The sequence below is a fragment of the Terribacillus saccharophilus genome (assembly GCF_002272745.1).
Classification (GTDB): domain Bacteria; phylum Bacillota; class Bacilli; order Bacillales; family Amphibacillaceae; genus Terribacillus; species Terribacillus saccharophilus_B.
Genome location: NZ_NPBD01000013.1, coordinates 1 through 25732 on the forward strand (window position 1 = coordinate 1; position 25732 = coordinate 25732).

A 25732-nucleotide genomic window follows, 5' to 3' on the forward strand; every position below is an offset into this window, starting at 1 on the left:
GAAGGTGTCTAACTAATTTAAATATTTCTCGGTAAAAATAATCATGTCCTATTAAGACCTGGATTTCGGTAAAATAAACAATTCCGATTTCCGGGTCTTTTTCGTGCGAAGACGTTGTCTTTGCTCGCTTGATTTTATCTAGTCTAGTAATAGTTTATTATGGATATTGAGAGTAAAGAGAAAGTGGTGCTAACGTGGTCTATTATAAAATAGCTTCATTATCTATTTAGTGCCGAGCTGTATTGTAATTACTATATTCACAATCAGGAGGAAAGCCAAAATGCTAAAAGAAGTTAAAAACAATTTAATTGTATCTTGTCAGGCTTTACCAGAAGAACCCCTACATAGTTCATTCATCATGTCCAAGATGGCATTAGCTGCAAAACAAGGAGGCGCAAAAGGTATACGAGCTAATTCAAAAGAAGATATTATTGAAATAAAAAAAGAAGTGAGCCTGCCAATCGTTGGAATAGTTAAGCGTGATTATAAAGATTCCGCGGTATATATCACACCCACTTATCAAGAGATCGATGAGTTGCTTGAGAGTGGATGTGAAATGATCGCTATGGATGCTACAGATAGAAGAAGACCTGAGGGCATTGAATTAGGGGACTTAGTAAGGTATGTTCGAGAAAAGAATTCATCGATACAATTGATGGCTGACATTGCTACTTTAGAGGATGCTATACAAGCTGATCAGCTTAATTTTGATTGTGTTTCGACTACTTTGTATGGCTATACGGAGGAAACAAAGAATAAAAAGCTTTACGATAATGATTTTGAATTCTTAAAACGAGTAATTGATAACGTAAGTGTTCCTGTAATTGCTGAAGGTAATGTCATAACTCCAGAAATGGCAAAGAAGTGTTTGCAAATTGGTGCATATTCCGTTGTGGTTGGTGGGGCGATTACTAGACCGCAGCAGATTACCGAACGGTTTGTAGAGACATTAAATTGAGGGTTTTAAGATACATAATTAGCTTCCCCTAAATATATACATTTGATATACAGACCTGGATTTCGGTAAAGTAATTATTTCCGATATCTTGGTCTTTTTTATGTGTGCCTAATCTATGGTTCAGTTTTCTTTGCACTTTTTACTGGTTAATAGTAAAATAAAATGTTGTATTTTGATATGTATTGCTTGCGCGTGTTATAAAGTAAAATAAACAGAGCATCTTTTGCTCCTTGAATAAATATTTAATCTTGTAACTATAATGAGAGGAATTTATATATGAAAGATAATTTCTGGCGTGATTTACCACGACCATTTTTTGTATTGGCTCCAATGGAAGATGTGACGGATGTTGTGTTCCGTCATGTAGTGAGTAAAGCTGGCAGGCCTGATGTGTTCTTTACAGAGTTTACAAACTCTGAGAGCTATTGTCATCCAGATGGAATAGATAGTGTGCGTGGCCGTTTAACGTTCACAGAGGATGAACAGCCAATGGTAGCTCATATATGGGGAGACAAGCCTGAGAACTTTCGCCAAATGAGTATTGGTATGGCGGAGTTAGGGTTTAAGGGTCTAGATATCAATATGGGCTGTCCTGTACCGAATGTTGCAGGAAATGGAAAGGGAAGCGGCCTTATTTGTCGTCCAGAGGTTGCTGCAGAATTGGTACAAGCTGCAAAAGCAGGTGGATTGCCCGTAAGTGTGAAGACAAGACTTGGATATACAGATATAGATGAATGGCGCGACTGGCTGACGCATGTATTGAAGCAAGACATTGCTAATCTTTCTATTCATCTGCGCACAAGAGCGGAAATGAGCAAAGTAGATGCACATTGGGAACTGATTCCGGAGATCAAAAAACTTCGTGATGAAATAGCACCAGATACACTTTTGACGATCAATGGGGATATCCCTGACCGTGAAACTGGCTTGAAACTCGCTGAACAATACGGTGTTGACGGGGTTATGATTGGTCGCGGTATTTTTACAAATCCTTTTGCTTTCGAAAAAGAGCCGAAAGAGCACAGCAGTAAGGAATTGCTTGATCTTCTGAGACTGCATCTGGATCTCCATGATGAACATTCAAAAGCAGAAGCCCGTGCGTACAAGCCTCTTCCACGCTTTTTCAAAATATATCTTCGAGGATTCCGAGGTGCAAGTGAATTAAGAAATCAATGTATGAACACGAAGTCAACGGATGAAGTTCGCGCGTTACTCGATGACTTTGAGAGAAAGTATCTTGTTGAGGTCGAAGAGCAGTAGAAGTGTCTCTGCACAAAAGCGAATGGGACGCCAAACTGGTGTGATTTTTAAAAGTTAGAATTTATAATAAGTAGTTAAATGGCTGGTATAATTCTGTATTGAACCGAATTATACCAGCCATTTTGTATTTCAAATAAGAGTAGGAGTTTTATATATGCTAATTCTCATATGTGGTATTGGTCACTTGATGGCTAGTCTTATTCTCCTAACATCAGAGTCAGGAGGCATTAACAGAATAGCTGGTTATCGAACAAAGCGATCAATGAAGAATGAAACTTTGTGGAAATTAGCGCAATCTTATGCTGCAAAGTTGCTAGTGTTTGCAGGAGTGATGCATATTGTCATTGGTGGGATAGTGTTGTTGTTTTTCCGCTATGATAATGAGTTTTATTTGTTTGTTGAATTGCTTTGGGTGATTATTCCGTTATTCATGATATATGGTTTAACGGAATGGAGATTGAAGCGGAAAGAGGAAGAAATGATTAATGCTAAAGATCGGTGATATAGAAATAAATATTTCTGATTTTCGCTCTTTTTGTACTTGGAGTTCCTTGTTCGAGTAGCCCATATTTTCATATAGCGAAACTTTAAAGGTATTACTGAAAAAACAGAGAGGTTACCTAGTGATGTATTCTATTTAATGTAATTAACAAATATTTGAATCTGATACGGTGCCGTTTTCGTAGACATATAGAAAGTCGTTCGGAGGTGAACCGTTGATAAAAAATAAAAAAATGTTGTGGATAGCGATTCTTCTTTTTATTGTATCTGCAGTAATAAATTTTCCTTTTCCACATGCAATTCCTTATGGGGAGACAGTTTCAGGAGTATTTAATTTTCCAATTCGTTCTGCTAATGGATGGCATTATGTAGGGATAACATCATTTACTATATTTATTGCCAGTATATTTTTCCTTACAAGATCATTAAAGAAGTATCATATGCGTGCATTCTTACTTGCATTAATAATAGCTATTTTCGCACCTGCAATGGTTCTCAGTTCTTATCAAAAAACTCTTGCAAAAGGTGTTGATGCAGTTTATTACAATGATGAGGTTAGTAACTGTGAATTTGAAATGGTTAGTGAATCAACATTGAGTGGAGAATGTAAGCTATCTTTTGAAAATTACAGTAGTAAAGATGTTCAATTCACTCTTGAATTTCATGAGGACTTCTACTTTGAAGATGATGTTCCAATGGTAGCCCTCATGAATAATAAAGCTCCTTATGAGGTTGATTTAGGTGGAAAAGAGAAAAAAATCATAAATTTAAAAACGGAAATCGATGTCTCTAATATGGAGAACCATATTGAAGGGGGGAGTGCATCAGGTGTAAATGTCATTATTAAGTCTGGTGAGAAGATGCGCAAACTGTAAAAGGTTACTCCTTAAAAAGAGACAGTTGTTGTTATTGGTGAATTAATTCGATTCCAAACTAAGGAGTGGATTAGTTGTTATTAGTATTACGTATAATTTTGGCAATCATTGTAATAACATTATCAGTTTACGGTTTGGTTTCAGATAATCATGACATCTATCCATATATGTCTTTATTTTTGGGTCTAATGATTTTGGTTATAGGAATTTCTGAGTTTAAAGCAAAGCGACAGGCAATTGCTATTATGTGTATTTTTATATCTGTTTTTATCCTATTTGTTGCTGCTTATGAATTCCTAATTAGGTATTGATAAATGGGCGATTAATGAATATATATAGTCGAAACTGCACACGGATGGAACTTATGCATTTTCTAAGAAATATGTAAGAGATTCTTAAAAACGGGTAGAGGTTCTACAAAACTTAACATTACATTGGTCTTTTGTTCTGATTAAATCAAAAGAGCAGGAGAAAAGCTTCATCCTGCTCTGTAAAAGTTTAGATTTCTTGGTCATTTAAGTAGTTGCCTAATTGACGGTTCATACGATCCCATTGGATAACTTGCGAATGAGGAAGTCCATCTCTATTCGTCTTTTGGGTACACATCCAGCATGAACAATGCACCTTTCCTTTTGCAAAATAACCAGTGTGGCGAACATGCCATCCGTTATGTTCTGCAATTTTAGTTTTACGCTGAATGACTCTTCTTCGATGATGCCAATAATATGCACGGCTTCTATTTTGTCTATATGGTTTCACTTGCCACCAACTCCTAGGGAAAAGGCTCAGCCTGTAAAGGTCCCCCAAAAGGAAAATAGACAATTACAGGCTGAGTATGATGGCAATAGACGTGGTGAGAAAGTTCAAGCTAATCACCTCATAATATTGGTTTCGGTTTCTTTTATTATACACCAGATCGCACAATTGTCTTTAAGTGAACGGTTATTGCTTTTCCTTTGCAAACAACTCTTTTTTATCCCATTTCCCCCACTTATAATAACTAAAAGAAAAGATACTGCTAAGTATAAAACTAATCCCCATTCCTAGTGCAATTCCGTTCTCCCCGACAAAAGCGGAGCAGATATATGTCAGCGGATAGCGGAGCAGCCAAAAGGATAAGATGTTCAAAATTAGTACTTGGTACATCGCACCCGAGCTTCGGACAATGCCGTTCAAGATAAAGTTAAGCCCGATAAATGGATAAAAGAAGGCGATAATCTTTAAATAATCGGTACCGAATGAAACGGCTGATTTCTCATCGATAAACAAACTGGTTAAAGGTTCTGCGAGTAAAAAGACAAGAACGGCAATCACAAGCATAATGGCTAGATTGAACAGAGCTCCGTACTTCGCTATTTCTTTTACCCTGTCCCAGCGGCCGATGCCGATATTTTGACCAGCCATACTGTTTACAGCTGTCCCCAATGCCATAGCAGGCAGGGTGATCAAACTATCAATTCTTTGAGAAGCCCCAAATCCAGCAACGACCGATCCGCCGAAGGAATTGACGACACTCATAATGGCTGTCACGCCGGCATAAATGACCGTCATCTGCAGTCCAGACGGTATGCCGAGCTTCAAAATAAGCAATACTTGTTCCTTCTTTGGTAAGAAAGGGATAGACAAAGGAGCAAGTCCATTGCGGAGAATGTATCCCAAACCTAAAAGGAAAGCAACTGCTTGTGATAAAACGGTAGCATACGCTGCGCCTTGGATACCCCAGCCAAAGCCGATGAATAGCGGAACAAGTATTGTGTTCAAAATCACGGCGATAAAAACAAACTTTAATGGTGTTTTACTATCTCCTAGAGCTCTTAAGACAGTGCCGATAAAGTTGTAACCCATCAGAAATAAAATACCTATAAAGTTAACTTGCAAATAGGCCTTGGCTTCATCCACCATCTCGGCAGGTGTATCGAGCATGATGACAATTTGCCTGGAGAAAAGCAAACCGATAATACCAACAAATATGGATAACAAACCGAGCACGACAACAAAGGCATTTAAATAGTCTTTTAATCCTTTTGCATCGCCCCGTCCTCTTTGCTGGGATAAGACTGTCAAGGTGGTATTGTTAATTCCGATTATAAATGCAAGTACTGTTAACAAGACAGTGGAGGAGACGGTTACTGCACCGAGTGCATTCGCACCAAGAAGATTTCCTACCCAGAGACTGTCGATGAATTGATACGAAACTTGCAATAAGTTCGTAAGCATAATAGGTCCGGCAAAAGTAAAGAGCTGCTTCATTATCCGGCCTTCTGTAAAATCCTGTTGCACCAAGGTGATTGACACTTCCTATCTTTACGTATGTATGGATACCTATGTGAACATCATACTGTTCTGCATTCATTCTTATCGTATTCGTCCAATCATAAGTTAAACGCTAAATTAGGTTATAACATAGAATAGAAAACCGTACAAATTCGATGTTATCTTGATTAGTGTTGTTCTTTAATAAGAGTGCATATATTCGTTGCCCTGTATAACGCACCTATTTCCGGAAATCCTAACTCTGAACAATTATATGAAGAGGAGGGAAATCCCATGGTTAAAGATTCCTATGCACCTCGAGAAAAAAAGAATGGCGAAGGCAAGCGTCCTGACGAACAAAGAAGAGGAAAAGCTAAATCAAATTCTCGCGGCGGAAGAAATTAGTAGTAATATTGGATAGAAATATTTAATTGGTGTTTCTTTTTAACTAAATGATTATTCCTTATATAGACCCGGTATATGTGAGATGTTATCTCATTATACTGGGTCTTTCATATGTAAATTTACTAGTCCAAGAACTGGATTTTTTGCCTATTTCAATCACTATAACTCTTGTCTATACTTAGGTTGTTATTTTTATACACTTGTTTGAATTTTTAAACCAAGTTAAACAGGAGGTATAGGGGATGGAGCAGTCGCAAAAAAATGGCTTTATCATGCGTTCTTTGAATGGTATTGAACGAGTCGGTAACAAGCTTCCTCATCCAGTTACGTTATTTTTCATGTTTGCAGCAGCAGTGGTTGTGTTATCAGCTATTTTTTCTGCTATTGGTGTCAGTGTAGAAGACCCTCTCAATGAAGGAGAAACAATCGCTGTCAAAAACCTGCTGAACTCGGAAGGAATTTTGTATCTATTTGAGAGTGCTGTAATTAACTTCACCAATTTTGCCCCGCTTGGAACCGTGTTGGTAACGATGCTTGGTATCGGGATCGCAGAACGGTCAGGATTAATTAGTGCGTCGCTTCGCGGCCTTGTTACGTCAGTTCCACGGACACTGATGACGGCAGCTTTAGTTTTTGCCGGTGTTATGTCCAGTATGGCAGCGGATGCAGGCTATGTTGTATTAACGCCGCTAGGAGCAGTGTTGTTCGCTGGTCTTGGACGACACCCATTGGCTGGTCTCGCTGCTGCCTTCGCTGGAGTATCAGGAGGCTACAGCGCAAACCTTTTACTCACTTCACTTGATCCACTTCTTGGCGGTATGACGAGAGACGCTGCAGCACTTATCGATCCTGCATATGCCGAGGGCATGAATTACGCAATGAACTATTACTTTATGTTCGCTTCCGTTTTCCTGATTACCATATTAGGTACGTGGGTGACTGACAAAATTGTGGAGCCACGACTTGGTACGTATAAAGGTGCTGCCCAGGGAGAGGTTAACTACTTAAAGCCTCTAGAGAAAAGAGGATTATGGGGAGCGCTGATTGCCTTCCTTGTAACGGTAGTGGGCATTGCATTGCTGGTAATTCCCTCGTCGGGACCACTGCGCGCGGGTGAAAATAGTATTATCGATGCGCCATTCCTCAATACGCTTGTTCCAGTCATCTTAATTGTGTTCTTCATACCAGGGCTTGTGTACGGTCTTATTACAAAGGAAATTAAAAACGATAAAGATGTTGCCAATCAATTGTCGGATACAATAGCAACGATGGGCTCCTACATCGTCCTTGCCTTCGCAGCAGCCCAATTCGTTGCTTATTTCAATGAATCGAATCTTGGTACTGTCCTCGCTGTAAGAGGTGCAGAGTTCATTGATGCCACCGGACTTACAGGTATTCCGCTAATTCTAATCTTCGTTGCCGTCGCTTTCCTAATCGATTTGTTTATCGGAAGCGCTTCTGCTAAATGGGCTATCATGGCACCAGTGTTTATCCCGATGATGATGCTATCAGGATACTCACCTGAGTTCACACAGCTCGTATACAGAATAGCCGACTCAACCGCTAATATTATCTCCCCGCTGATGCCTTACTTTGCAATCGTCATCGCCTTCGCCCAGAAGTATGATAAAAAGGTAGGAATCGGAACGCTGATTTCGACTATGCTACCTTACTCGATTGTCTTTACGATCGGGTGGGTATTGATGATGTTGATTTGGATGTGGACTGGATTGCCGATAGGGCCTGGTACGCCAATCGAATATAGCCCGATTCCTTGAATGGAATTGGGTCTTTTTCTATTTGTAAGTATTAAGATATACTTTGAGTAAAAAACTTTATCTGGCATCCTGCGGCAAAACGTGTTAAAAAAGTATAGGAATCATTTCAGAAAATTACCTTTCATTTAGTTGAATAGATTAATAGATTCCTCATAAGAAGGGAGGAAAAATAATGAAGAAAACAACGAGAGTAATCCTCGATCCAGAAATCATGGACACAGAAATAATCCAGTTAGATAGTAAAGGGTCTGGCCAGGCAGTTGTATGGGTGGATAAAGGACAAGACAAGCTGCGGAAAGTGAAACTGACTGTTCCGAAGACATTACAAGGCGAGAAAGTGCGGGCCACAGTTGCTTGGCCTCATGCGAAAAGATCCATAGCCGCTTTGGAGGAAGTTTTGGAGGCCCATCCAGAACGAGTTTCTGCAGCCTGTCCTCATTTTGATTTATGTGGCGGGTGCGCATGGCAGCACTGGGAGTATGAAGGTCAGTTAAAACATAAAACATCACATGTTAAAGATGCTCTGTTAGGACAAGGCTTTGATCCAGAGCTTGTGAAAGACACTATTGGCATGGAGAATCCTTGGCATTATCGCAATAAAATGGATTTTGCCTTTGCACCAGATGGTTCAATGGGATTACATGAACAGGGGAATTTCCGTAAGATTATCCCGCTTGAGACATGTTTGATCATGGAAGAAGACATGAAAGAAGTTGCTATGGAAGTTGCAAGCTGGGTTAAAGAGCAAGCATTAAGTGGTTATAACAAAGATTCGCACGAGGGTCTGCTTCGGCATTTGATGGTAAGGCAGTCCTTTGTTACAGGGGAAATCATGCTGGCAGTGTTTGCGACACAAGCACCGGATGCAGGCTTGGCTCAGGCTGCTGAGCAACTCAAGGAACGAATTGAGCAAAGTTACCACAAGGTAAAAAGTCTATTGTGGCTTGTGAATACGGACTGGGCCGATAGCATCCAAGCGGAGGAGATGCATCTATTGGCCGGGCGTGATTTCATTTATGATGAAATCGGAGGCTATCGTTATCGTCTTTGGTTTGATACCTTTTTCCAGGTCAATCCAGTGCAGGCGCAGAAGCTGATCGACACTGCTCTTGAAATGGCACAGCCGAAAAAAACAGAAACAATGCTTGAACTGTTTTGCGGAGTAGGAACCTTTTCACTTCCTTTTGCCAGCAAAGTTGAAAAACTTGCTGGTATCGAAATTGTGGAAAGTTCCATCGAATCAGCAAAAAGAAATGCAGCAGATAACGACATTTCCAACACCTACTTCCTCGCCGATAATGCAAGATTTGGAATGGATCAGGTCTTAGAGAAATTTGGCACGCCGGAATTGCTGCTGTTGGATCCGCCACGGTCTGGAGCAGGTGGGAAAGTAATGAGAAAGATCGGCCGTTCTAAACCAAAGCGGATCGTTTATGTATCCTGTAATCCAGAAACATTTGCAGTTGATATTAAAGAACTAAAAGAATTCGGTTATACGCTGAAGGAAGTTCAGCCGGTAGATTTATTCCCGCATACTGTGCATGTGGAGTGTGTTGCTGTACTAACATTAGATTAACCAAGTATAAAAAAGAGGACAGATCACTTGGAGCGAGTGATCTGTCCTTTTTTTTCGTTATTTTGCTGGTAAATCTTCAATTGAATCAATGTCCATATAGGATGGTACAACAATACCGTTTTTTGCACCCGACAAATTTGCTCCTAAATCAATGATATCATCCTTATACTGTTCAAAGAATGGCCCATGCGTTACTGGTAACCAAGGAGCTACTGATGCATCCCCTTCTCCTTGTGCAATTGATTGGAATAAAACAGCTGGATCGACTGGGGTGACGGTTACCTCAAACCCTTGCTGTTCTAATACTTGCTTTATAACTTCACCAGAAGCCCGTTCTGAATCCCAAGGGGTAGCGACTAATTCAAACTCTTTTCCCTGGACCTTATCTACGCCTTCCGTCCATTCCATAACTTTATCTTGATTTGCGTCAATCCATTTAGTTGCAGCTTCCGCAAATTCCATATCTTGAGCGTCATTCATCACAGCTTCCATGTCTTCTATTTCCCAGTTAAAACGATCAAGAACTTTATAAGCTTCAGGTAAATCTTCTTCTAAACCTGTTCGGACTATTGTATGTATGCCTTCATCTCTGCCCATAGTACTTTTTGGATCTTCTAAGTATTTTAAATCGTATGAAGCAAACATCCAGTGCGGATTCCAGCCAACTATTACAATGGGCTCTTCATTATCAATGGCCGCACCTAACTCGGTTAACATCCCTGCAGTTGAACTTTCAAAAAGTTCCCAGTCATTTAAGTTCTCATAAGCCTCTACCGTATCTTCAGCAAGCCCCATTGCACCAGCTCCTGGTTCAATACCTGTAATTGTATAATCTAATTCTTCGCCTAAATCTGCAGCTTCGCTGTTACTTTCAGAGCTGCCGCAGCCTGTTAAAACAAAAACAAAAGACAAGACTGTTATGATACCGATTATTTTCTTCTTAATCAAAAAATCTTCCCCCTTCTCTTTATAAGCACAAGTATTATGTTAACTCATACAGAAAATACAGTAAATTCTATTAAAACTGTATAAAGTGGTGTTTACTGCTGTAGAGCGGCGTTAGGTGGATTAAGCTGTATTATCCATTTAAATACACAGTTATGGTCAGTTTTAAGGTGTTATCTGGATGAAATGGCTTACAAAGAGTGAAAGAGGAGTTTCTGAGATAGTGCTGCGAATAATGACGTATCCTACCTCGTGATAATTAAATGGCTAAATTGGAATGTGTAATTGGATATTGATTACTGGTATTTTATCCTGCGACAAAAGTTTGATTTTTGGAAATTCTATCTAAATTACTGGGAATGAATGGATGTCTTTTGTATAATTTTTAACGACTATAGTAATAATCCATTAAGATCATCTACAGAGGTGAGGGCCAATGAAGGGTAAATTTATTGTTGCTTTAATTATAACGATATTTGTATTAGGGGGTTGTGCTATGGATAATGAGAATGAATCAAAATCTTCTTCAGCAAATGAAGCTAAAGAATTTCCGGAAGTAGCAGCATTTGAAGATGAATTTACGCGTAGTTTTCTGGAATCCACTGAAACAACAAGAGAAGGATATTACTCTTTTGTTTCTAAGAGTAATAGTTTTAAGATGGATTTTCCTCAAGATATGATTATTAATGAAGAAAGTCATACTGTTGAACCGGATGATCGTGGAGAGTATATCTATATGGAATACAATCCAGAAGGTTCAAAGGATTTATATGCAGTAAGAACAATTCAATATACAAACTTCATGACAGATGAGGCGAATAGCAAAAAACAAATTTCAAATAGCTTAGACTTAGAACTTGAATTTAACGAGATTTCTTTGAATAATGATCAGAAATTACAACTGGCGGACTTTGAATATGATGAAGAGATTTCTGGAATAGCAGCGCTTATCTCAAATAGTAAAAATCAAGAACTTCAAATAATTGCTGACATTCAATGTGGAGAATCTACTCAGTCTGATACTTGTACTTCAAAAAAAGAAAAGGAAAAAGAGAAGATAATGGAATGGTTGGAAACTATAGAGTTCATCAATACTGAAGGACGGTGATGACTTTATGGGTAATAAAATAATTATAACTCCAAGTCTTCAAGCCCGTCTCCTTGATTTAGAATATCACAACTTAGATTCAACAAAATTTGTAGAACAATTCAAACAGATATATTTAGAGGAAACAGGGCAGTTATTAGAAGGAGAGATTCAGTCTTATAATTCTAATAAGTCAACATATAGTGCTATTAGTGAATCCGGTTACAATGGTACAGCTGTATATATTGACACGGGAGATAGTCAAGAATTATTTATAGTATCACAGGGATCCCAAGATACAGTAGATTGGCTATACAATATCAAGGCTATGTTCGCTGGCCGTTCTATAAGCCAAGCACTTGCTACAGATAAGTTTGTGGATGAAGCTAAGAAGAAATTTGAAGTTAGTGAAGATGTAGAAGTTACTGGCTTCTCACATTCACTCGCGCATAATAACAATACTGTAGCTCTCCTAAATTACGATACATTTGATCAGGTGTACAGTATAAATGGAGCTCAAACTAATTACTATCAACAGTATTTTGCTGATCGAAACTTCCAGTTAGAAGTAAGGAAGAATTTTTCTATTTCCTCCTCTAAGGAGTTGTATGAGATTCCTCCACAGGATCTACATGATTTTGCTATGGAATTTTACGGAGACAAAGCCAAAAATATTCATCAAACAATATCTAAGGACGATCCTCTGTATGCTGTAAGTGTTGTGCGCGGCTTCTTTACACTAGGAAGTATTACGATGGTTGATACAAACCCCGATGTGCCTGGTCTTCGGGAGCTGATTGCCGATATACCTGATGATGTTATTAAGGATTTTCAGGAGCTGGCAATTGATTTTGCGGTTGCTTCTAATGAAGGCGGGACAAACGAAGGTGTAAAAGAATTGATAGGTATAGATGTCGGGGCATTTAAAGATAAAGAGGGGATGGAACTGGCAGGGCATATCATAGCAAATTATGACACTATGGTCCGTGCCTTAAATGAAAAGCTGCCACCTCTTCTGGATAGAGTCCAAACAGTAACTGCTAATTCAAATGAAATTTTCGGGAGCTTAGAGGAAGCCGGTTATATTACGGAGAGGCAAAAAGAAGTAACCATTGATCACTTGACCCGGATAGAGAAATCATTGATTGATATCGAGGATATCCTTAAAGACAACGTTAATCTCAGAGATAAACTCAATAATCCCTTTTTAGGAGCTGGCAATGAAATTGTTACTATTCTAAGATTAGCTAGTAACTTGGTTGAGATTTATATGAGCTATAAAGAAATTGAGAAGACAGGTATTCTGAAGCGATTAGAGTCCATTAAGGATAGTCATGGTTTGCAGGAAATGCTTTCATCTATGTCAGATGGATTGAAGAGTTACATAGGTGCAGACATGATATACACATCAACAAAAGGCGAACCCATCAAAGTAAATATCTCCGCAGCACTTCAAATGTATCAAAAAGCCATCCCCATCCTAGAAGCAAAATCAACCAAGATCAGTAATTTCGAAAAGGCAATAAAACATGAATTAGATGAATCGTACAAGGGCGAGAAGAGAAAAGTTCAGGATGAAATCAATCAAATGGAATCCAGTCCCAGTAGCTACCGATTCTTATTGAGTAAACATGGGTTTTACCCGACTTTTAATAAGGAGATAAAATCGATCAGGGTTCATGAGATCTTTTATCCGTTAGAGGACAATGATTTTGCTGAGCAGCTGGAAGAGCTGAAAAAGTCAGTAGAGTCAGGCAAACTCTATATAGAAAAGTATCGTCAGGCTATTGAGGATTTATTTGAAGAAGAAGAAAACGTATCTCAGTTATTCGACTTATCAAGGAGGATTTGAATGCCTCAATTTACATTCTCTGTTACGGAACAATTGATTCCAAATCAAGATTATACCGATAAGAAAAAGCAATTACGTACACATGTAGACAATATGAGAGCTGACGATGATGAGTTTTATGTTTTGGTTAACAATATCATCGTTGGAGAAGACCAAAAAGGCAAAATCATTGATGCGATGAAGAAAGAGACTACCGCGCGCAAGGATCGTGATGAGTCTATTTATGCTGATGTTACTTCGAAAATCAGTAAAGCTGTTAATTCATTTAATGAGCAAGTTGCTGATATCAAGAAGCAGAGGTTATCAGTTACTTATGAAGATAAAACTGAATAAATGAAAAGGCTTTGACTCCTTATAAGAGATCAAAGCCTTCTTTTCTACCTTTAATAGTACGAATCATTCTCACGCCAATTCTCTTCTTCCTCGTCTGTCATCACGTCGTCAGGATCTATTAATCCGGTCATTTCAAAGCTTTCTCCGTTATCATCAGAAACAAGCCTTGCTTTCACATTTCCACCGTAATAATCTCCATTGGTGCCTTGTCCCATCTGCATGACGATCTGGTCTCCATCAAACTCCGCCGATTCCATTACTGAGAAGACATCTTTGTATATGCCGGGCAATACAACCTCGAAGTTATCCCAATTCGATCCGCCGTCAGTGGTGCGGTAATACTCTGTTGCCCCAGTTGAACCAAAGCTCATGAAGCCAATGTCTTTTGAGACGAAGGTTCCGCTTTGCACAATCCGTTCACTTGGTGCACTGCCGACTAGAATCCATGTCTTTCCGCTATCAGTTGTTTGGTAAACTTGATTGCCTTCAGCTGACATGGTTCTGCCGCCTGACAGAATGACAAAACCATCCTGTTCGCTCGTAAATCCGATGATTCGCAACCGGATACCTTCGATTGCACCAGGCAGTTCCGCTGTCTCCCAGGTCTTGCCTTGATCAATTGATGACAAGATGGTAGTTTGCTTAAATCCTCCAACAATAAAAGCGAGTCTGTCTTGAGATAATACATAACTTTGATCAATCAGTTCCGTTTTGGAGCCTTGATATTCCCCAGCAAAAAGTTCGTCGACTTTTACAGGAACTTCCATCCAATCCTGACCATTATTCATGGTCACTTGCAAGCCTGATTGGTCAATTGTATAAGAAATGGCAGGACCAGTAGGCGCTGGTTCTTTTACGGGTTCGGTAACCTCTTCTTCTTGACAACCGGCTAAAAGAATTAAACAGAGACAAATACCTACAATATAACGCATTATTCTACTTCCTTTCTGTGATTCTATTTTATGGTAAATAGGGAAGAGAGGACAACCCATGCTTTTTTGATTTGAACGATTTTCGGTTCAATGTTTTTTCAAAGCGAAGTGTATGTAATAGCGGAACAGCTTCATACTAAATTGCAGATGAAGCTTAAGGAGGCTGGAGGGAAATGAATCAAGGAGAAATAGGAGTGCAGCGTGCTATAAAGCTGAAGGAATTAAAGGATCAAGTCATCGTCATTACCGGGGCATCCAGCGGTATCGGACTAGTCACAGCCAGGATGGCAGCAGCCAAAGGTGCGAAATTGGTACTAGCTGCAAGAAATGAAGCCGCACTGAAAGAGTTAACAGAAGAATTACGGGAAGCTGGTCATGAAGCTGTTTATGTACGAGCGGACGTTGGTATCGAAGAAGATGTGAACATGATTGCGGAAACGGCGCTAAAGTCTTTTGGCCGGTTCGACACATGGGTGAATAATGCGGGTGTGTCTATATATGGAAAAGCAATGGATGTTAGCTATCAAGATATGAAGAGGTTATTTGCCACAAATTATTGGGGTGTTGTTTACGGATCGAGGGTAACGGTACATCATTTCCGGGAGCGAAGAATTCCTGGGGCATTAATTAATATTGGTAGTGTTTTCGGTGATAAAGGCACACTAGTTCAGTCTACTTATGCATCTTCAAAATTTGCTATCCACGGGTGGACAGAGAGCCTGCGAATGGAAATGGATAGAGAAAAAGCGCCAGTTTCGATAACACTTATCCATCCAGGCAGGGTTGATACACCCTACAATGAGCATGCCAGAAGTTATCTGGTGCATCAGCCTGTCCATAAAGGTATGATATATCCTCCGGAAGCGGTAGCGGAAGCAATCCTATATGCGGCTTCACATCCGAAAAGAGATATATATGTCGGCTCCCAGGCAAAGATGCTGCAATTATTAGGGGCAAACTTTCCTAGTCTGACAGATAAGTTTTGGGAGGGAATTTCTCCTCGGACTCAGTATGATGAAAAGAGAAAGTCGAACTCTCCTGAGGAGAGTAATCTATATCATGCCGGTTACGGAATGCATGAACGGGGCACGAATCTGGGATGGAAGCGAAAACGAAGTATGTTTGTTAAAGCGGCGAAACATCCGGTATTGACTCGGGTTATTGTGGCAGGGATATGTGTATGGGCAGTGCTGAAAATTAAATAGACCTAACTCAAACTGTAAATAAATGATAATTTAACATTTAATCTTGTAATCCCTTAAAAATAACACTATAATTGTTCTTATTGAAAAGACAGTTGTCCTTTTAGGGTGGACTAAACTAACTTCTCCCTTAGTACAGCATAAGATAGTGAGGGGATTTACATGAGAAATGCTTTGAAACTGTGGAATCGTTTAAGTTTAGTGCAGCAAATTATTATTGGTCTTATTATTGGTATCATTCTTGCACTTACGATTCCAGATGCTGCACAGCCTGTAACAATCTTGGGTACGTTGTTCGTTGGTGCTTTAAAGGCGATTGCGCCAGTATTGGTACTCTTCTTAGTAACAGCGGCTATTGCACAGCATAAGAAGGGCCAGCAGACAAATATGAAGTCGATCATTGTGCTTTATCTTGTTGGAACATTTGCTGCTGCAGTTGTGGCAGTAGTAGCAAGCTTTGTGTTCCCTGTCAGCCTGTCGCTTGCCGATAGTCCAGAAGAAGTCACAGCACCAGGCGGTATTGGTGAAGTGCTGCAGACATTATTGCTAAATATCGTGGATAATCCCGTTAATGCAATCGTAAATGCCAACTATATCGGAATACTAGCTTGGGCCATCCTGTTCGGATTAGCGCTGCGTAATACGTCGGATGCGACTAAATCTGTTATTTCAAACCTGTCAGATGCTGTTTCGAAAGTAGTTACTTGGGTAATCAAGCTTGCTCCGTTAGGTATTATGGGGCTAATCTTCCAATCCATATCTGAAAATGGATTAGGATCATTATTGGGCTACGGAAAGCTATTGGCTATCCTGCTCGGCTGTATGTTCTTTGTAGCACTTGTCGTAAATCCACTTATTGTTTACCTGCTTAGCAGACAAAATCCTTATCCGCTAGTCCTTACATGCTTGAAGGAAAGTGGCATCACAGCATTCTTCACAAGAAGTTCTGCTGCTAATATCCCAGTGAACATGAAGCTTAGCGAAAAACTTGGACTAGATAAAGATACGTATTCTGTGTCCATTCCGCTAGGTGCAACAATCAATATGGCGGGCGCAGCAGTGACAATTTCGGTTTTGACTCTTGCTGCAGTTCATACACTTAATATCCAAGTTGATATTTTAACTGCCATTATCCTTAGTGTCCTCGCAGCTATTAGTGCATGTGGTGCTTCCGGCGTAGCTGGCGGATCATTACTATTACTTCCACTGACATGCAGTCTGTTCGGAATTCCTGCTGATGTAGCTATGCAAGTAGTAGGTGTAGGCTTTATCATCGGTGTTGTACAGGATTCGGCGGAAACAGCACTTAATTCTCACACTGATGTTGTCTTTACAGCTTCAGCTGAATATAGGAAAAAACGCAAAGAAGAGAAGAAACTAAAGATAAACCAAACGGCATAATGTAAAACTGCATCTTAGATAAGATGCAGTTTTTATTTTGGGAAAAGGAGAGGTGCTTCTTTGTTATAATTAGTTAAATTATGTAAGTATGCTCGAGGGGGCTAGACAGAGACATGGTTCATATAAGGAAAGTAAAAAAAAATGAAGAAACAATGCTTCATAACCTTATGCAATTTTATATTTATGAATTTAGTAAATACATTTCGGAGATTAAACTAGAAGAAGACTGCACGTATAAACCCTTTGAATTAAGTCTGTACTGGGAGGAGAAAACGCATCATGCTTACTTTATCTGTCTGGATGCTGAGATCATCGGATTTGCACTTATAGAAAGCAGTAAGGAGATAAATACGATACTTGAATTCTTCATCCTAGCTGGTTATCAAGGTAAAAGATTTGGAAAAGTTGCTGCTAGAAAGCTTTTCGAAGCTTTTGACGGATACTGGAGTGTTTCTCAAATTGAAAAGAATCAACCAGCTCAAAATTTCTGGTGGAATATGATTTCCGATATTACGAATGGAGAGATGGAGGAAGTGTACAGTAAAGGGAAATATATTCAAACGTTTCATTCAAATTCACTTTCCAAATGATTGAGCATATGCAACGAGAGCTCATAAAAACTGATTAAAGTTTCCGTTGGGATTCAAGGTATCATGACGCTGTGAACGACAAGGTAAGGATGGAACGATGACAAGTATTTATGCAGTAAACAGACATGACGAGAACAATGTGCATAGACATAACTATCTTATCTATAACAATAATGGCGGCGATACCGTAATAGCCCGTCAAAAAGGAGTGGAATGATAATCAGTCTCCATATGAACCGTAAAATGACCTGAAGTATTGCACTGGATATGATGCTATATTCCATATCATTATAGAGGAGATAAACTTTGTCTAAACAAGTTATTATTTTCTTATTTGTTGCCTTGTTGTTTCTGGCAGCCTGTAGATCAGACTATGAGAAAGAGATGGAAGAAGTATTTTCAACCGAGAAGAATTATGCGGAAAAAGTGTACGAAATAAAGATAGATGAAGTCAATTCTGAAATTGCGGTCTATAAATTTGGAAAGTTCATCTCAATTACGTATAAACCGGTAGAAGAAAATGAGGAAATTGTTGGTGTCTATAAAAGAAACCATGAGAGTGGTTATGACCGTATGGATGATGAAAGTGGTATTAATGGGAATGAACCTGTCATAAGGAAAGCTATATTAATTGATTGAGAGAAGAAGCGTGCGATTTTGCACAGGCTTCTTCTTTTTTATTTAAAAATCTGTTCGATGAAAATGCTCCACAATATATTGCTTGAATTTCTCAGCAATAGGCGATAAGAACTTCCCTTCCACACTAGCGATACCGATTGTCCGTTCACACTTTGGTGAGCTTATACGAACCTTAGCGATTTTCGTTCGATCCAAGCTTTTAACATCAGGAAGGATGGAAATGCCCATTCCTGCTCCGACGAAACCGGCAATCGTCGTTACCTCTTCACCTTCAAACATAATTTTAGGAACAAGACCAACCTGTTCGAAGATAGAATCAATTGTTACGCGTAATGCGTAGCCTTCTTCCATGAGGATAAAGGGCTCGTCTGCAATCTCTTCTAAAGTGATGGATTCTCGATTGGCCAATGGATGATCTTTTGGAAAGAACAAGAAAAGCTCCTCCTGCCATAATGGAGTCCAAGCCATTCTGGATTCCCCGGGGAATGATGCAAGCAGACAAAGATCCAAGTTTCCGGACTGCAAGTTCTCCAACAGCCAATTCGAATGGTTTTGCTTCAAATGAAAACGGACGTGCGGATATTCCTCTTTAAAGGCTGCAATTATATTGGGCACTATTGTTGTGCCGAGTGTGTGTAGAAATCCAAGTGAGATTTCTCCTTTATCGGGGTCAAGCAAAGACTGAATCTCATCTTTTCCTTCCTGGAATTCTTTTAATATGAGATCGACTCGTTTTAATAATAGTTCTCCGTACTTATTCAGTTTAATTGTTCTGCCTTGGCGATCAAAAAGCGGTGTGCCAATTTGGCTTTCCAATCGGGCAATAGAGCGGGAGAGAGCAGGCTGTGTAATAGACAGAATCTGAGCGGCTCTTGTAACGTGCTGTTCACGTGCAAGTGTTTGGAAGTATTCGAGTTGTTCCCATTCCATGCTGTAAGCCTCCGTTTATGATGTATTACATAGAGTAATTAAAAACATATTTATTATGCATTATACATTATAGAGGTGGAGTGTTACGATTTTTATAGTGGTACAAAGATATATAGGAAATCTGAGGAGGATTACCATGGAATACAGAATCGAAAAAGATACATTTGGAGAAGTAAAAGTACCAGCAGATAAATTCTGGGGTGCACAGACACAGCGAAGTAAAGAGAATTTTAAAATAGGATCAGAAAGAATGCCAGAGCGTGTAGTGAAAGCTTTCGCTATACTAAAGCGCAGTACGGCTATTGCCAATCAGCGTCTTGGGAATCTGGCAAGTGAAAAAGCCGACGCTATAGTGGCGGTCTGTGATGACATTCTTACAGGCAAGTACGATGATAATTTCCCTCTTGTTGTTTGGCAGACAGGAAGCGGTACGCAAAGTAATATGAACATGAATGAAGTAGTTGCCAACCTTGCTACTGCTTTGCTGAAAGAAAAAGGTTCTGATTCAGTCGTACATCCGAATGATGATGTTAACCGCAGTCAGAGTTCGAATGATACATTCCCGACGGCAATGCACGTTGCAGGCGTGTTAGCTGTTTATGAACAGCTGCTTCCGGCAGTGGAACAGCTGCGTAACACACTGAATGAAAAAGCGGAAACATTCCATAACATCGTGAAAATCGGTCGTACACATCTTCAGGATGCTACGCCGTTAACACTTGGACAAGAGATCAGTGGCTGGGTGCATATGCTGGATCGTTCCAAGGAAATGGTCGCAGAATCGACAGAGAAACTACGTGCCTTGGCAATTGGAGGTACAGCTGTTGGAACGGGTATCAATGCCCATCCACAGTTTGGCGAAACTGTTGCTGAAGAGATTACCACGTTCACAGAGCAAGAATTCATTAGCTCACCGAACAAATTCCATGCACTAACAAGCCATGATGAAATGACATATGCCCACGGCGCATTGAAAGCATTAGCTGCTGACTTGATGAAAATTGCAAATGACGTACGCTGGCTGGCGAGCGGCCCTCGCTGCGGCATCGGCGAAATCAGCATTCCTGCAAATGAGCCCGGCAGTTCTATTATGCCTGGAAAAGTTAACCCGACTCAATGTGAAGCATTGACTATGGTGGCTGCCCAAGTCATGGGGAATGACGCAACGATTGGATTTGCCGCAAGTCAGGGTAATTTCGAGCTGAACGTTTTCAAACCAGTGATCATCTATAATTTCTTGCAATCTGTTCAGCTATTAAGCGACAGCATGGTATCTTTCCATGATAACTGTGCAGTAGGCATTGAGCCGGATGAGCAAACAATCCAAGAAAATCTAACGAATTCCTTGATGCTGGTAACTGCATTGAATCCACATATCGGATACGAAAACGCGGCAAAAATCGCTAAGCTGGCACATAAGGAAGGACTTACACTTAAAGAAGCTGCTGTGAAGCTTGATCTGCTGACAGAAGAGCAGTTTGATGAGATGGTGAAGCCAGAGGAAATGGTTAAACCGAATATCTGATACGCAAAGAAGCAACCAAGCAGCTTAACGCACTTGGTTGCTTTTTAATTTTCTAATAGACTTACGGCATCTCGCTTATACGGAGCATGCGCTTGAGAACTTTCCAAGCAACATGGCTATGATTGTCTCCGAAACGTTGAATATGCAATCTTATATTCTCACATTCCGCTTGAAGCATAGGATGTATTTCCGTTGTATCCGCTATGATGTATAGAGTATCTAAAAAATCAATTGTTTCATTTAGCAGGAAAGAATCTTTAACCGTGAGGAGTACAGAAATGACATCTGGTATAGCAGAAAAAGCCTCAAATGGTGCTAAGTTCATTGTTAACTCTTCATAACAATCACTAAAATACCATTCATTCTTCTCAAGCTCCTTCTCCCAATTGGCAAATATCCTCATCAATTCATCTCGCATCCTACAAAGAATACCCCGTCGACTGGAAGAAGAACTGTGACTGCTCGTAATTATACGATATACGAGAAAAGTCAAACGGAAGACCATTGTTCAAATAGAAGATTGTTTCTACGAATAGTTTTGGATCACCTACAAGAAGTCCAAGATGCAGTGCTTCATCTTCATTCAGTTTCTGGATGTGCACGTACATATCGGAGAAGCCGATCTTGGCACCTAAGGCATTGCTAATGTAATCGAAGATGGATCCGGTGGCGATTTCGTTATTCAGATAGGTGACAATATCCTTGTTGTAATAGGATTCTTCAAGACAAAGTATTTGTCCGTTGATATAACGTATCCGTTTAACGTAATAGACGTCATCTTCCGGGTCGATTTTCAGGTTGAAGGCAACTTCTGCTGATGGTTTTCGGATATCGAGCTCCAGCACTTTCGCTGAAATGTCGAATCCGCTCAGCTCGTCACTGAAGCCTTGATTCGAGAAGCTGATGTAGCCTTTCCGGTTGCGTCGCCGTACAAAGATGCCGCTGCCGCGAACTTGATAGACGAGACCTTTTCGTTCAAGCAGGCTGAGTGCTTTGATAACAGTGCTTTTGCTTGTTTTATATTGGGACATCAAGGTTTCCAGCACAGGCAGCTTAGTGCCCTGCGGGAGATCATTCTTTTCAATATCCTGTTGGATTTCATTGGCAATCTGCTGATATTTTAGCATAGCTACATTCCTTATTTGTTTAGATAGAGCGATTTTAGCACACTAATCTTTCAACGAAAACCCTACGCTTTTAAAATACTCTATTAATTTTATTAGTATACGCTTGATAAATTATACCGGTATAATTATAATGTAAGCGTATACTAAAAGAAAAAGAGGTGTTCTAAGTGGCTGAAAAAGTAAGGGATTATCCAAAACTTGCTGGTGATATATTGGAAGCAGTTGGCGGTGAAGAGAATATTGTAAACGCTACCCGCTGTGCGACTCGTTTGCGTTTAGTGCTGAAACGTTCGAAGCCTGCTGCTAAACAAGAGGTTAATAGTTTGCCAGGTGTTATAACAGTAGTAGAAAACGGTGGTCAGTTCCAAGTAGTTATCGGTCAGCATGTCGGCGAGGTATATGATGAATTTGCCAAACTCGTAAATGTTGATACTGCTGAAGCAGGTAACGAGAACAAAGGCTCAATCCTTAACCGAATCATTGCAACAATGTCAGCTGTATTCGCACCATTCATCTATGTGCTTGCGGCGGCCGGTATTCTGCAAGGTGCACTTATTCTGATTAACTTGCTTTTCCCGAACTTCGATACAACTAGTACGTACCAAGTATTTAGCTTTATTTCGTGGGCGCCGTTTACGTTCCTGCCGATTTTCATTGCTATTACGGCGTCTAAGCATTTCAAGACAAATACGTATATAGCAGTTGCTGCTTGTGCGGCGCTTGTCAGTCCTGATTGGGCAACGATGGCTGCAAGCATTGCGGACGGGAATAGCATGAACTTCCTTGGGCTGCCTTTGACAGAAACGACTTATACATCATCTGTCTTGCCGCCACTATTCTTAGTTTGGATCCTTTCTTACTTGGAGCGCTTCTTGAACAAGCATATGAACGAAGTAATCCGTCCGTTGTTCGTTCCATTGATTTCTATCATAGTCATGGTTCCGCTGACACTTGTAGCAATTGGTCCATTGACTTCTCTTGGTGCAAATGGAATCGCAAACGGATACAATTTCTTGGCAGAATACGCACCATGGCTTGCAGGTGCCATCATAGGTTCCCTTTGGCAGGTTATCGTTATCTTCGGTGTTCACTGGGGTATCACGCCGATGGTATTGGCTAACTTCGAGCAATATGGCCGTGATTCTTTCCAGGCTTATCAAACGATTGCGGTTATCGCACAGGTTGGTGCGGTTGTCGGTGTTATTTTAAAAGCGAAAAGTAAAGAAGTTAAAAAAGTCGGTGTTTCCGCAGGTATTACCGGTATATTCGGTATAACAGAACCAGCAATCTACGGTGTGACACTGCGATTCAAGAAACCATTTATCATTGGTTGTATATCTGGTGCAATTGGTGCAATTGTAGCAAGTTTCTTCAATCCATATTATTTCGCTTATGCTGGACTTCCGGGACCATTAACTATTGTGAATGGTATCAACGGAGACTACCCTACAAGTTTCATAGGTATTGTTATCGGAGCCGCTATCGCTATCGTGCTGCCAATCATCTTGATTCAGATTTTCGGTTTCGGCGAAGATACTGCAGCACAAGCTGACAGCAGTGTGGCAGTAGACCAGAAAGATGGCAACGCAGAAGCGTCTGCTGCGGAAAACAATGAAGAAGTAGTTCACGCACCACTAAGCGGTAAATTGCTTGCTTTGGAAGAAGTACCAGATGAAGTGTTCAGTTCAGGAGCAATGGGGAAAGGGCTGGCAATTGAGCCAAGTGAAAATAAAGTTTATGCGCCATTTGACGGAACCATTGTCATGCTCGCACCGACAAAGCATGCAATTGGTTTACGTTCCAAGTCTGGTGCAGAAGTATTGATCCACGTAGGTCTTGATACAGTTAAACTGAATGGCTCACCGTTCACACTGCATGTGAAAGAAGGAGACCGCGTGAAGCAAGGGGATGTATTGAGTGAGTTTGACAGCGAAGCGATTGAAGCTGCTGGTGTTCAAACGATCACGCCTATCATTCTAACCAATCCAGCCAATTACAAAGAAATCATCATTGATGAAACAGAGACAACGACGCAAGGCAATGACTTGCTGACAGTTGTGAAATAGGAGGAGCTAGACATGAATACATTACTAAAGGACTTCTTATGGGGCGGCGCACTTGCCGCCCACCAATTCGAGGGTGGCTGGAACCAGGATGGCAAAGGCCCGAGTGTTATTGATGTATTAACTGCTGGTGCACATGGTGTTCCGCGGGAACTTACAGAAACAGTGGAACCGGATAAGTTTTATCCAAACCATGAAGCTATTGATTTCTACAATCGCTACAAAGAGGATGTTGCCTTATTCGCAGAGATGGGTCTTAAGTGCTTGCGTACATCCATTGGATGGACACGTATCTTTCCGAAAGGCGATGAAGCGGAGCCAAACGAAGCGGGCTTGAAGTTCTATGACGATCTTTTTGATGAACTATTAAAGCATGGCATTGAACCAGTCATTACGCTATCCCATTTCGAAATGCCATTACATTTGGCGCGTGAGTTCGGCGGATTCCGCAGCAGAGAGGTTGCCCGCCACTTTGTCCGGTTCGCAGAAGTCTGCTTTAACCGTTACAAAGACAAGGTTAAATACTGGATGACTTTCAACGAAATCAATAACAAAATGGATACTGATAATCCACTATTCCTCTGGACGAACTCTGGTGTCACAGTGAAAGAGGGCGAAAATGCTCGTGAAGTGATGTATCAGGCTGGACATCACGAGCTAATTGCCAGTGCACTTGCTGTCAGCAAGGGGAAGGAAATCAACCCTGACTTTCACATTGGCGCCATGGTATCTCATGTACCGATCTATCCGTATTCCTCCAATCCGAACGATGTGATGCTGGCAGAAGAGCTGATGCGTGAGCGTTACTTCTTCGCGGATGTACATGTTCGCGGCTACTACCCAAGCTATGTGCTGAAGGAATTCGAACGAGAAGGCTATAACATCGTATTCGAAGATGGTGATGAAGAAATCCTTCGTAACGGGACGGTTGATTATCTAGGCTTCAGTTATTACATGAGTACAACTATTAAAAGTGATAAAGAAGTCGAGCAAGATAGAAATATGACAAATGGCGGGTTGGCACAAAGTGTAGAGAACCCATACATTAAAGCAAGTGACTGGGGCTGGTCTATTGACCCAACTGGTTTGCGCTACACATTGAACCGTTTCTACGATCGCTATCAAATTCCTTTGTTTATTGTTGAGAACGGCTTCGGCGCGGTGGATACCGTGGAAGAAGACGGATCCATCCATGATCCGCAGCGCATCGATTACTTGCGTTCCCATATCGAGGAGCTTGTGAAAGCTGTAAACTATGATGGCGTTGATCTGCTTGGCTACACACCGTGGGGCATTATCGACATTGTTTCCTTCACAACTGGTGAAATGAAGAAGCGCTACGGCATGATCCACGTTGATCGTGATAATGAAGGAAATGGTAGCATGAAACGATCGAAGAAGGATTCATTTGAGTGGTATAAGAATGTGATTCGTTCGAATGGAGAAGAGCTGTAACAAGTAGAAGACCTTGGATGGAGAATGCTCCTTCCAAGGTTTTTT

The 25732-nt window shown here is 40.5% G+C and carries 23 protein-coding genes; 17 read left to right on the top strand and 6 right to left on the bottom strand.

Going from position 1 to position 25732, the window contains the following annotated elements; translation table 11 throughout:
- Positions 1-280: 280 nt before the first annotated feature.
- The 5 genes from CHH58_RS13425 (at position 281) to CHH58_RS18930 (ending at position 3905) form a co-directional block, all read left to right on the top strand.
- Positions 281-958, top strand: coding sequence for an N-acetylmannosamine-6-phosphate 2-epimerase (locus CHH58_RS13425; RefSeq protein WP_095234545.1), 678 nt, complete (start codon positions 281-283; stop codon positions 956-958).
- 276 nt (positions 959-1234) lie between these two features.
- Positions 1235-2218, top strand: coding sequence for a tRNA dihydrouridine synthase (locus CHH58_RS13430; protein WP_095233332.1), 984 nt, complete (start codon positions 1235-1237; stop codon positions 2216-2218).
- Positions 2219-2372: 154 nt separating this feature from the next.
- The gene (locus CHH58_RS13435) at positions 2373-2720 is read left to right on the top strand and encodes an SdpI family protein (RefSeq protein WP_095261006.1); all 348 of its coding nucleotides are present in this window, start codon (positions 2373-2375) and stop codon (positions 2718-2720) included.
- Positions 2721-2934: 214 nt separating this feature from the next.
- Positions 2935-3594, top strand: coding sequence for a hypothetical protein (locus CHH58_RS13440; RefSeq protein ID WP_095233333.1), 660 nt, complete (start codon positions 2935-2937; stop codon positions 3592-3594).
- Positions 3595-3761: 167 nt separating this feature from the next.
- Positions 3762-3905, top strand: coding sequence for a DUF3953 domain-containing protein (locus tag CHH58_RS18930; RefSeq protein ID WP_373554107.1), 144 nt, complete (start codon positions 3762-3764; stop codon positions 3903-3905).
- 631 nt (positions 3906-4536) lie between these two features.
- Here the strand turns inward: CHH58_RS18930 and CHH58_RS13455 are convergent.
- Complete coding sequence (locus CHH58_RS13455) at positions 4537-5844, bottom strand: MATE family efflux transporter (RefSeq protein ID WP_095262677.1); 1308 nt, start codon at positions 5842-5844, stop codon at positions 4537-4539.
- A 650-nt stretch (positions 5845-6494) separates the two neighbouring features.
- Here CHH58_RS13455 and CHH58_RS13460 point away from each other — a divergent pair.
- Together CHH58_RS13460 and rlmD are read left to right on the top strand one after the other, a co-directional pair.
- Positions 6495-8030: an AbgT family transporter gene (locus CHH58_RS13460; protein WP_095262678.1), complete on the top strand. Its 1536-nt coding sequence runs from the start codon at positions 6495-6497 to the stop codon at positions 8028-8030.
- Positions 8031-8202: 172 nt separating this feature from the next.
- A complete protein-coding gene (rlmD, locus tag CHH58_RS13465; RefSeq protein WP_095262679.1) occupies positions 8203-9606 on the top strand; it encodes a 23S rRNA (uracil(1939)-C(5))-methyltransferase RlmD in 1404 nt (467 codons plus the stop codon).
- 57 nt (positions 9607-9663) lie between these two features.
- Here rlmD and CHH58_RS13470 read toward each other — a convergent pair whose 3' ends face one another.
- Positions 9664-10554, bottom strand: a complete 891-nt coding sequence (locus tag CHH58_RS13470) for a glycine betaine ABC transporter substrate-binding protein (protein WP_095262680.1) — start codon at positions 10552-10554, stop codon at positions 9664-9666.
- A gap of 493 nt (positions 10555-11047) precedes the next feature.
- On the opposite strand from CHH58_RS13470, the gene CHH58_RS13475 reads away from it, so the two are divergent.
- From CHH58_RS13475 to CHH58_RS13485, 3 genes are read left to right on the top strand one after another with little or no spacing between them, the layout of a single operon-like run.
- A complete protein-coding gene (locus CHH58_RS13475; RefSeq protein WP_095261012.1) occupies positions 11048-11659 on the top strand; it encodes a hypothetical protein in 612 nt (203 codons plus the stop codon).
- 7 nt (positions 11660-11666) lie between these two features.
- Positions 11667-13490 carry a DUF6792 domain-containing protein gene (locus CHH58_RS13480; RefSeq protein WP_095262681.1) on the top strand — a complete coding sequence of 608 codons (1824 nt, stop codon included), beginning with the start codon at positions 11667-11669 and terminating at the stop codon, positions 13488-13490.
- Positions 13491-13823, top strand: coding sequence for a hypothetical protein (locus CHH58_RS13485; protein WP_095230730.1), 333 nt, complete (start codon positions 13491-13493; stop codon positions 13821-13823).
- 50 nt (positions 13824-13873) lie between these two features.
- On the opposite strand, the gene CHH58_RS13490 is transcribed toward CHH58_RS13485, so the two are convergent.
- Entirely contained in the window at positions 13874-14755 is an 882-nt protein-coding gene (locus CHH58_RS13490; RefSeq protein ID WP_095261014.1) for a WD40/YVTN/BNR-like repeat-containing protein, read from the bottom strand.
- 173 nt (positions 14756-14928) lie between these two features.
- On the opposite strand from CHH58_RS13490, the gene CHH58_RS13495 reads away from it, so the two are divergent.
- The 4 genes from CHH58_RS13495 to CHH58_RS13510 all read left to right on the top strand — a co-directional run bounded on the left by CHH58_RS13495 (position 14929) and on the right by CHH58_RS13510 (position 18587).
- Positions 14929-15960: an SDR family oxidoreductase gene (locus tag CHH58_RS13495; protein WP_095235208.1), complete on the top strand. Its 1032-nt coding sequence runs from the start codon at positions 14929-14931 to the stop codon at positions 15958-15960.
- A 159-nt stretch (positions 15961-16119) separates the two neighbouring features.
- Complete coding sequence (gene sstT / locus CHH58_RS13500; RefSeq protein WP_095233342.1) at positions 16120-17358, top strand: serine/threonine transporter SstT; 1239 nt, start codon at positions 16120-16122, stop codon at positions 17356-17358.
- Positions 17359-17471: 113 nt separating this feature from the next.
- A complete protein-coding gene (locus tag CHH58_RS13505; RefSeq protein ID WP_095261015.1) occupies positions 17472-17948 on the top strand; it encodes a GNAT family N-acetyltransferase in 477 nt (158 codons plus the stop codon).
- 306 nt (positions 17949-18254) lie between these two features.
- Positions 18255-18587: a cystatin-like fold lipoprotein gene (locus tag CHH58_RS13510; protein WP_095230726.1), complete on the top strand. Its 333-nt coding sequence runs from the start codon at positions 18255-18257 to the stop codon at positions 18585-18587.
- A 42-nt stretch (positions 18588-18629) separates the two neighbouring features.
- Here CHH58_RS13510 and CHH58_RS13515 read toward each other — a convergent pair whose 3' ends face one another.
- A complete protein-coding gene (locus tag CHH58_RS13515; protein ID WP_095235206.1) occupies positions 18630-19517 on the bottom strand; it encodes a LysR family transcriptional regulator in 888 nt (295 codons plus the stop codon).
- Positions 19518-19653: 136 nt separating this feature from the next.
- Here CHH58_RS13515 and fumC point away from each other — a divergent pair, with 136 nt between their 5' ends.
- On the top strand, positions 19654-21042 hold the full coding sequence (gene fumC / locus CHH58_RS13520) for a class II fumarate hydratase (protein ID WP_095262682.1): 1389 nt from the start codon (positions 19654-19656) through the stop codon (positions 21040-21042).
- A gap of 61 nt (positions 21043-21103) precedes the next feature.
- On the opposite strand, the gene CHH58_RS13525 is transcribed toward fumC, so the two are convergent.
- Entirely contained in the window at positions 21104-21460 is a 357-nt protein-coding gene (locus CHH58_RS13525; RefSeq protein WP_095230723.1) for an ABC transporter, read from the bottom strand.
- Position 21461: 1 nt separating this feature from the next.
- Positions 21462-22169 carry a GntR family transcriptional regulator gene (locus tag CHH58_RS13530; protein WP_095230722.1) on the bottom strand — a complete coding sequence of 236 codons (708 nt, stop codon included), beginning with the start codon at positions 22167-22169 and terminating at the stop codon, positions 21462-21464.
- Between the two features lie 167 nt (positions 22170-22336).
- Between CHH58_RS13530 and CHH58_RS13535 the strand changes: the two genes are divergently transcribed.
- Both CHH58_RS13535 and bglA read left to right on the top strand, forming a co-directional pair.
- Positions 22337-24235, top strand: a complete 1899-nt coding sequence (locus CHH58_RS13535; protein ID WP_095233347.1) for a beta-glucoside-specific PTS transporter subunit IIABC — start codon at positions 22337-22339, stop codon at positions 24233-24235.
- Positions 24236-24247: 12 nt separating this feature from the next.
- Positions 24248-25687 (top strand): 6-phospho-beta-glucosidase BglA, encoded by a 1440-nt coding sequence (gene bglA / locus CHH58_RS13540; RefSeq protein ID WP_095261017.1) that lies wholly within the window; start codon positions 24248-24250, stop codon positions 25685-25687.
- Positions 25688-25732: the final 45 nt, after the last annotated feature.

Excerpts from the sequence above, each read along its gene's own strand:
- CHH58_RS13425 (WP_095234545.1), top strand. The coding sequence starts at position 281 with ATGCTAAAAGAAGTTAAAAACAATTTAATTGTATCTTGTCAGGCTTTA.
- CHH58_RS13430 (WP_095233332.1), top strand. The coding sequence starts at position 1,235 with ATGAAAGATAATTTCTGGCGTGATTTACCACGACCATTTTTTGTATTG.
- CHH58_RS13435 (WP_095261006.1), top strand. The coding sequence starts at position 2,373 with ATGCTAATTCTCATATGTGGTATTGGTCACTTGATGGCTAGTCTTATT.
- CHH58_RS18930 (WP_373554107.1), top strand. The coding sequence starts at position 3,762 with ATGTCTTTATTTTTGGGTCTAATGATTTTGGTTATAGGAATTTCTGAG.
- CHH58_RS13455 (WP_095262677.1), bottom strand. The coding sequence starts at position 5,844 with ATGAAGCAGCTCTTTACTTTTGCCGGACCTATTATGCTTACGAACTTA.
- CHH58_RS13460 (WP_095262678.1), top strand. The coding sequence starts at position 6,495 with ATGGAGCAGTCGCAAAAAAATGGCTTTATCATGCGTTCTTTGAATGGT.
- rlmD (WP_095262679.1), top strand. The coding sequence starts at position 8,203 with ATGAAGAAAACAACGAGAGTAATCCTCGATCCAGAAATCATGGACACA.
- CHH58_RS13475 (WP_095261012.1), top strand. The coding sequence starts at position 11,048 with ATGGATAATGAGAATGAATCAAAATCTTCTTCAGCAAATGAAGCTAAA.
- CHH58_RS13480 (WP_095262681.1), top strand. The coding sequence starts at position 11,667 with ATGGGTAATAAAATAATTATAACTCCAAGTCTTCAAGCCCGTCTCCTT.
- CHH58_RS13485 (WP_095230730.1), top strand. The coding sequence starts at position 13,491 with ATGCCTCAATTTACATTCTCTGTTACGGAACAATTGATTCCAAATCAA.
- CHH58_RS13490 (WP_095261014.1), bottom strand. The coding sequence starts at position 14,755 with ATGCGTTATATTGTAGGTATTTGTCTCTGTTTAATTCTTTTAGCCGGT.
- CHH58_RS13495 (WP_095235208.1), top strand. The coding sequence starts at position 14,929 with ATGAATCAAGGAGAAATAGGAGTGCAGCGTGCTATAAAGCTGAAGGAA.
- sstT (WP_095233342.1), top strand. The coding sequence starts at position 16,120 with ATGAGAAATGCTTTGAAACTGTGGAATCGTTTAAGTTTAGTGCAGCAA.
- CHH58_RS13505 (WP_095261015.1), top strand. The coding sequence starts at position 17,472 with ATGGTTCATATAAGGAAAGTAAAAAAAAATGAAGAAACAATGCTTCAT.
- CHH58_RS13515 (WP_095235206.1), bottom strand. The coding sequence starts at position 19,517 with ATGGAATGGGAACAACTCGAATACTTCCAAACACTTGCACGTGAACAG.
- fumC (WP_095262682.1), top strand. The coding sequence starts at position 19,654 with ATGGAATACAGAATCGAAAAAGATACATTTGGAGAAGTAAAAGTACCA.
- CHH58_RS13525 (WP_095230723.1), bottom strand. The coding sequence starts at position 21,460 with ATGCGAGATGAATTGATGAGGATATTTGCCAATTGGGAGAAGGAGCTT.
- CHH58_RS13530 (WP_095230722.1), bottom strand. The coding sequence starts at position 22,169 with ATGCTAAAATATCAGCAGATTGCCAATGAAATCCAACAGGATATTGAA.
- bglA (WP_095261017.1), top strand. The coding sequence starts at position 24,248 with ATGAATACATTACTAAAGGACTTCTTATGGGGCGGCGCACTTGCCGCC.